General features: G+C 22.2%; 6 protein-coding genes. All 6 read right to left on the bottom strand.

What is annotated here, in order from left to right; translation table 11 throughout:
- Positions 1–262: 262 nt before the first annotated feature.
- Positions 263–1,429, bottom strand: coding sequence for a hypothetical protein (locus tag OC701_RS00630; RefSeq protein ID WP_304514188.1), 1,167 nt, complete (start codon positions 1,427–1,429; stop codon positions 263–265).
- Positions 1,430–1,726: 297 nt separating this feature from the next.
- Positions 1,727–2,917 carry a hypothetical protein gene (locus OC701_RS00625; protein ID WP_304514187.1) on the bottom strand — a complete coding sequence of 397 codons (1,191 nt, stop codon included), beginning with the start codon at positions 2,915–2,917 and terminating at the stop codon, positions 1,727–1,729.
- Between the two features lie 616 nt (positions 2,918–3,533).
- Positions 3,534–4,151, bottom strand: coding sequence for a 16S rRNA (guanine(527)-N(7))-methyltransferase RsmG (gene rsmG / locus OC701_RS00620; protein WP_304514186.1), 618 nt, complete (start codon positions 4,149–4,151; stop codon positions 3,534–3,536).
- Positions 4,144–6,000: a tRNA uridine-5-carboxymethylaminomethyl(34) synthesis enzyme MnmG gene (gene mnmG / locus OC701_RS00615; protein WP_304514185.1), complete on the bottom strand. Its 1,857-nt coding sequence runs from the start codon at positions 5,998–6,000 to the stop codon at positions 4,144–4,146. The genes rsmG and mnmG overlap by 8 nt, the downstream gene beginning before the upstream one ends.
- A 60-nt stretch (positions 6,001–6,060) precedes the next feature.
- The gene (locus OC701_RS00610) at positions 6,061–6,699 is read right to left on the bottom strand and encodes a hypothetical protein (protein ID WP_304514184.1); all 639 of its coding nucleotides are present in this window, start codon (positions 6,697–6,699) and stop codon (positions 6,061–6,063) included.
- A 231-nt stretch (positions 6,700–6,930) separates the two neighbouring features.
- Complete coding sequence (locus OC701_RS00605) at positions 6,931–7,398, bottom strand: nucleoside deaminase (protein ID WP_304514183.1); 468 nt, start codon at positions 7,396–7,398, stop codon at positions 6,931–6,933.
- Between the last annotated feature and the right edge of the window lie 39 nt (positions 7,399–7,437).

Here is a 7,437-nt window from a genome sequence, read left to right as displayed (position 1 = left end):
CTTTATCACAATAATACTCGTTAAACTGGTTTTAATTTCTAAAATTATTTTCTAGGCGCCTTATTTAACTTTTTTAGTGTTTATCAGTATTAGTGATTGGTAAAATCACTAAATGTTTAGGTTTCTTGGAAATTATCAAATATTTATTAATATTTTATAATAAATAAAAAAAGTAAATTTTAAAAAATTTAATTTTCAATTAAAATTTGAATTTATTATAAATTAATTACTTTTTCTATCCAAAAAACAATAAAAAATATTTTTAATAATATATTTGTTTCAACACAAAATGATCTAATTCACCATTAGCTTTATAAATATATTGTTTATTCCAAACATTATTTTGTTCATCAATAAATTGTTCATCAATAAGAACTAAATCATCTTTGTTTTGTAATTTTTGATAATGCTTATAAGAACGATTGCTTTTATCTTTTTTATCTTCGCAACGTCTATCTACAATAACTTTATTTTTATAAACATCTGAACACCAAATTTGTCGATTCAAATCATATTTAATAATCTTAAATATTTCGTCATTGCGATCTTGATAAACTATTTTAATTTTTTTATTAGCTAATAAATCGATTTCTTCTTTAACGGTTTTATCAAGAATACCGCCTACAAAAAATTGTTTAACTATAGTTTTTTTATTATCTTTTGTATCGAAATAGTGAAAAATAGCTTCAATTATACCACTTTTCAAAGAATAACGAATTTTTTTTCTCAAAACAGATATATTGGAATTATCTTTAATATCGTAAACTTCCGTAAACAGACGTTTACCTTTATCTTTATAAATATCTTTGTTAGTACGAATAACTTTTTGATTTTTGTCATAGATATAATCTATAGTATACGAAACATTATTAGAATTATTATATTTAGTAACTTTACTTAATAATTCATTAGATTTATCAAAACTACTATAATTCACATTATATATTTCTATTTGACTAATTTGTTGTAAATCATTATAAATTTCTTTAATTTTATGAATAACTTTTGATCTATCATAAATATATTTAATATTATATAACTTAAAACCGTTCGAAATATTATATTTAGTAACTCGTATTATAAAATTTTTATCATTATATTCTTCAAAAACAACAGGAAATTCATCACCTTCGTGTTCATATATTTTAAATCCTATTAATTCATCATTTTGAAAAATTTTTTCTCTTCTTTTGGTTGCAACACTTTTAAAAAGTTCTTGATCAATCGAAGTGAATTGTGTTTCAGGAACAATTCTTTTTAAATCATCATTATATTTATTAAGAACTTTACCTTTGGTAAATAATGTCATTTCATTAGAATTTTTTTGCGTTTGATAATTAGAATAAATAGCAAAAAACATTCCACTTATCAATAATAAATTTATAATACATACAATCAATTTGTAATTAAAAATTTTTCTGATATTCATAAAATATTTTATAACTTTCTTTATTAAGGAATTTATTGTAAAAAAAGAAGAAATTAATCGAGATAAACTTTTTAAAATTTAATCTCGATTAATTTTACCAAATAAAAAATAATAACTCTATAACAATCAAAAATATTTCATCAATAAAATTAAAAATAATTTATAATTATTAATTCGAAAAGAAAATAATTAATCTAAAAGCAAAATCAATATTATTATACAAATTTAAATTACCTTCTAAAATATTTTGTTTTCCAAAAACAAGATATTTTATTTATAAAAAGTTATAAAAATTTTTTAACTCAAAATTTTAAATTTTCTTAGATCTTTTTCGGAAAATCCAAATCTAAACAATCGTGAAATACGTTGAGGATTTTCTTTGATATACCATTTTAAAAGTTCTCGAATATCAATATTTTTTAAATAAGATTTAACAATAAAACTTCGCTGTTGTGGAGTGAAAAATTTATTAGGTTCTTCATCAAAAAATACAAGTAAATCATGACTTTGTAAAGGATTTGAAACTGATGTTCTCAATACAAAATTTTTACCTTCTAAAATTTTTTCAATATATTGATAAAAATTTTCATTTTGAAAATCAAAATAAAAAGCTAATTGTGACCAAGTAAATCCAAATGCAAATAATTCTTGAAAATTAATATAATCGTGATGAATATATTCTTTTAATAATCTTCTAATATAAGAATCAGATAAATAATCTTTAACAATCATTTTTCTTTGATATTCATTAAAAAATTTATTAGGTTCTTCTTTAAAAAACGAAAATAAATCTTCAGGATGTAAATTTTTAATATTTCTCCACTCAACTAATTCACAATTTAAAACTTTTCGAATACATTCTACAAATTCCGGATTATAAAAGTGTCTTTTACTGAAAGCAGTAATTTCATTTCGTGATTCTTCATTTTCTAAGGAATCTGAATTTAATTTTTGACTAGTGACTGCTGAAAAACTTGATATAGCAGTTTCTGAATTTGCTTGTTGGTTATTTTGATTTCGTGGTTCTTCATTTTCTAAGGAATCTGAATTTAATTTTTGACTAGTGACTGCTGAAAAACTTGATATAGCAGTTTCTGAATTTGCTTGTTGGTTATTTTGATTTCGTGATTCTTCATTTTCTAAGGAATCTGAATTTAATTTTTGACTAGTGACTGCTGAAAAACTTGATATAGCAGTTTCTGAATTTGCTTGTTGGTTATTTTGATTCCGTGGTTCTTCATTTTCTAATAATAAAGGATCTTCTTGTTGAAGTATATAATTATAGGATGAAGGATCGTCATTTTGTAATACGGTTTTATGAGATTTTTTAATATTCGGGTTTTTTTGAATACTTCGAGAATCATTATGAAGTTTATTATAGTCATTAATTTCATCATAATTAAAAATAATAATTCCTATCAAAAAAACACTAACAGTAATAAAACAAGACATTAAAATATAAGAAATATTTTCCCATAACTTATTCATGAAATTCTATATTAATTCCTTTTTCTATTTTCGAATCAAAAATAATAAATAATTTAATAACTAAATTCTGATTTCTTAATTATAGTTTTTTGAAATAAATCAAAATTACTTAAATTATTTTTAAACGAATATATAACATAAAATAATTAATAAAAATCAACTAAATTCCACAAAATATTAAATTACTGCGAAAAATAAATCTTAAATAAAAACAAATAAAAATAAATTTTAATTTTTATTAAAATTTATTAAATAATCAAAATTAACTAGATATAACCCGAGCGAACTACTAAAATTATTCCAAAATCACATTTAAAAATATTTAAATTAATTTGATTAATAATTAAGTTATTGAAAATACTATCAATATAATAGTCGAAAATATTAAACTTTTTTTGATAGAATTTCATTATTATTATTTTCTCTAATAGCGCTTTCTATATATATATATTTAAATTTTAAATTAAATTATTATTATCAAAAAATGCCATTCGCATATAACTAAAAGATAACAATCAAAAAATTAAATTTAAATAAATAAGAAAAAACTATTAATTACAATCAATAAATATAATCAGACATTATAAATTTGTCGATCGTAATTAAAAAACCCAAATTATATCAATTTACTAAATAACAAATTCACTCTAGTACCTAATTGATTGGGTAAGTTCACTATTTGCTTATCTTTTAATCGAAATTTATCAAAAATATTATCATTTATAAACTCTCTATTATAATTAGGGCCTTTCATTACAATAAAACTACCTTGATTATTTAACAAAGGATAAACCAATTTTAAAACAATATTTAATTTTCCTAAAGCTCTAGCTATAAGATAATCATATCGAAGATTATGTTTTTCTATTTTCCGGTTATAAATATAAACATTTTTTAAAGATAATTTTTTAACTAAACTTTTTAAAAAAATAGTTTTTTTATAAGAAGATTCAATCAAAATTAAATTTAAATGAGGAAATACAATTTTTAAAGGAATTCCCGGAAAACCTGCTCCCGTACCTACATCACATAAAGAATTAATTTGATCAAAATCAACTAAAGAAGAAACTAATAAAGAATCATAAAAATGTTTAATATATACCAAATCTGGCTCTAATATCGAAGTTAAATTTATTTGATTATTGAACTCGGATAAATATTTAGTGTATATGTGAAACTTCATCATTTGTGATTGGTTTAATTTGAATTTTTTTTGTAGAAATAATTTATACATGAGAATTACTATACTTTTGTAAATAAATTAATAAAATATTAATATCAACAGGATTAACTCCGGAAATGCGAGAAGCTTGAGCTATATTAAAAGGTTTGATTTTAGTTAATTTTTCTTTCGCTTCTTGGGATAAATTATTAATAATTCGATAATCAATATTACTAGGTATTATTTTTTCTTCCAAATAAGAATTTTTTTTAACTTCTTTTTCAGATTTTAAAATATAATCTTCATATTTAATTTGAATTCCTACTTGTTCTAGAATATCCACAGAATATTGATGTGAAAACAATTTATATAAAACATCTTCATTTAAATCAGATCTTTTTAATAATTGATATAAACTCATACGACGAGAACCAAAATTAATATTTAATTTACGAAAATCATCTATATCTAAATAAAAATTACTTAATCTCTCTTTTAAAGAATCAATTTGAATTTGTTTTTTCTTTAACCAATCAAAAGTCTTCTCATCAACTAAACCAAATTTAAAACCATAAGGCATTAATCTTAAATCCGCATTATCATGCCGCAATAATAAACGAAATTCAGCTCTAGAAGTTAATAAACGATAAGGCTCATAAGTCCCTTTATTAATTAAATCATCAATTAAAACCCCAATATAAGCTTCATTACGTTTTAATATAAAAGGAGGTTTATTTTGAATTTTTAAGGCTGAATTGATACCTGCAATTAATCCTTGGCAGGCAGCTTCCTCATAACCGCTAGTACCATTAATTTGGCCTGCTAAAAATAAATTTTTAATTTTTTTACTTTCTAAAGTATGAAACAGTTGATTTGGATTAAAAGCATCATATTCGATAGCATAAGCGTATTTAAGAATTTTTGCTTTTGCAAAAGCTGGAATAGTTTTTAAAATTTCCTCTTGTACTTCGCAAGGCATACTCATAGAAAGCCCTTGTAAATACATTTCGTCGGACAACAAACTTTCAGGTTCAATAAATAATTGATGTCTGTTTTTATCACAAAATCTTACTATTTTATCTTCTATAGAAGGACAATAACGAGGACCAGAACTATAAATATAACCACTATACATCGCCGATTTATGTAAATGTTTACGAATTAATTGATGAGTATCATCATTAGTATGAGTCAAAAAACATAATTTCTGTACACCTAAATCATTAATAACCGAAGGAGAACTAAAGGTTTGGAAAACTTTATCACCTGCTTGTTCAATAGTTTTACTATAATCAATAGTATCTTTATGAACTCTAGGAGGAGTTCCTGTTTTTAAACGAATAACTTCCATTCCAAATTTTTTTAATTGTTCGCTGATACCATAAGTGGTAGGAGATTTATTAGGACCTGAATTTATAATTTTAGAACCTATTAAAACTTTACTTGTTAAATAAGTTCCTGTAGTTAATATAACAATATCGCTATAAATAATCTTACCGCTAATTAATTTAACTCCTTTAACACATGAATCATTTTCTTGAATAATTAAATTTTCGACCAAATCCTCTATCAAAGTTAAATTAGAAGTTTTTTTAAGTGTTTGCAAAATAAATTGGGGATATTTAATTTTATCTATTTGAGCTCTTAAACTTCTTACAGCTGGCCCTTTAGAAGTATTTAACATTTTCATTTGAATTTGACAAATATCAGCAGCTTTTCCCATAATACCGCCTAAAGCATCAATTTCTCTCACAACCACACCTTTAGCTGGGCCGCCTATAGAAGGATTACAAGGAAGAGATGCTATTTGTTGTAAATTGCCAGTAATTAACAAAGTTTTATGAGATTGCTTTGCTAAAGCTAAAGCAGCTTCTACACCGGCATGACCTCCGCCAACTACAATACTTTGATAATATTTCATTTTAAGAATGCCTTTCCGAAATAATTGTCATCTTTCAAGTTGAATTCCAAAATAGTAAATTTATTCATTTTGTTTTTTATTTGATATTAAAGTTAAATATTCTTTGTGTTCTGACAAAATTTTTTCAGTGACTTCTTTGCCTAAAAAATTTTCCATATTATTTTGAAATTCTTTTGATAATTTCTTTTTTTTATCTAAAAAAATATTATTTTGATATCTAATTAAAAAGAACGAGCAAATTAATAATAATAGGAAAAACATAAAAACTAATATTAATTTTAGATTGCTTGAAAAAAAGTTTAATTTAAAATATACAAAAACATTCAATAAATAAAATAAAAATCCGAACAACATATAAAAATATCTATTCAATAACATAGAATTATAAAGGTTTAAAGAAGAAAAAATATATTTAATAAAATAAATATTAATTTCAGGTTGATATAAAATACTAAATTTTTCATAATAAAATTTATCTATGAAAACTCGATAAATATTACCTTTTAAAGTCCAAACAACATACTGATTTAATTTAGTAAAATTATCTTGATATTCATTTTGTTTCAAATAATAAAATTGAATTTTACCTTGTTGTTGATCTAACTGATAATCCTCCTCATGAAAAGGATCACCTTTTACAGCATCAAAAACTAAAGGCAAAAGTTGAAATTTACTTTTATTCCCAAAATTAAAACCCAAAACCTTAACCTATCCTATATTTATTTTATTAAAAACTAAATTATCTTTATGTATATAAATTATATAACAAATTTTCTTAAAAATCACCATTCACATGAAATAAAAATTTATGGCTGCTTCAACTAAGATCTGACCAAATTCATTTTAATTAACATTGAATGATGATTTTTAAAAAAATTATTAAATATATAATTAAAAAAATTATCCACTAATTTATTATACATTAAAAAATCAATTATAAAATTTTTTATGTCTTAAATTAGCAAAAAACATTCTCAAAATATTCTGACTTTCTGATTCAAAAATAAATAATTTAACAAATTTTTCATGATATTTTAAATTATTGTAAATGTATAAAAAATTATGATAAAAATTAAAATTAATATTAAAAGCACTATAATAAATTTTATTAACTCGGGATTGAATTAAAGCTCCAAAACACATAATACAGGGTTCCAAAGTCACATAAATACTTACCATATTCATACGATAATTTTTTAATTGACGATTAACTTCTATAAGAACTAAAAATTCTGCATGACTAAAAAATAATTGACTATTTTCTGTATTATTATGAGCTCTAGCTACAATTTTATCATCTATAACCGCAACAGCTCCTACAGGGACTTCTCCTTTTTCAAAAGCTTTTTGAGCTTCCTTAAAAGCTTCTTTCATAAACAAAAAATGTTTTTTTTCCATAAAAAATTCAAACTTAAAATAAAATTATTATAAAAAAAG

Origin of the sequence: Candidatus Phytoplasma bonamiae, assembly GCF_030586845.1 — a bacterium.
GTDB lineage: Bacteria > Bacillota_I > Bacilli_A > Acholeplasmatales > Acholeplasmataceae > Phytoplasma > Phytoplasma bonamiae.
This window is presented reverse-complemented; position numbering and strand designations above follow the sequence as displayed.

Excerpts from the sequence above, each read along its gene's own strand:
- OC701_RS00630 (WP_304514188.1), bottom strand. The coding sequence starts at position 1,429 with ATGAATATCAGAAAAATTTTTAATTACAAATTGATTGTATGTATTATA.
- OC701_RS00625 (WP_304514187.1), bottom strand. The coding sequence starts at position 2,917 with ATGAATAAGTTATGGGAAAATATTTCTTATATTTTAATGTCTTGTTTT.
- rsmG (WP_304514186.1), bottom strand. The coding sequence starts at position 4,151 with ATGTATAAATTATTTCTACAAAAAAAATTCAAATTAAACCAATCACAA.
- mnmG (WP_304514185.1), bottom strand. The coding sequence starts at position 6,000 with ATGAAATATTATCAAAGTATTGTAGTTGGCGGAGGTCATGCCGGTGTA.
- OC701_RS00605 (WP_304514183.1), bottom strand. The coding sequence starts at position 7,398 with ATGGAAAAAAAACATTTTTTGTTTATGAAAGAAGCTTTTAAGGAAGCT.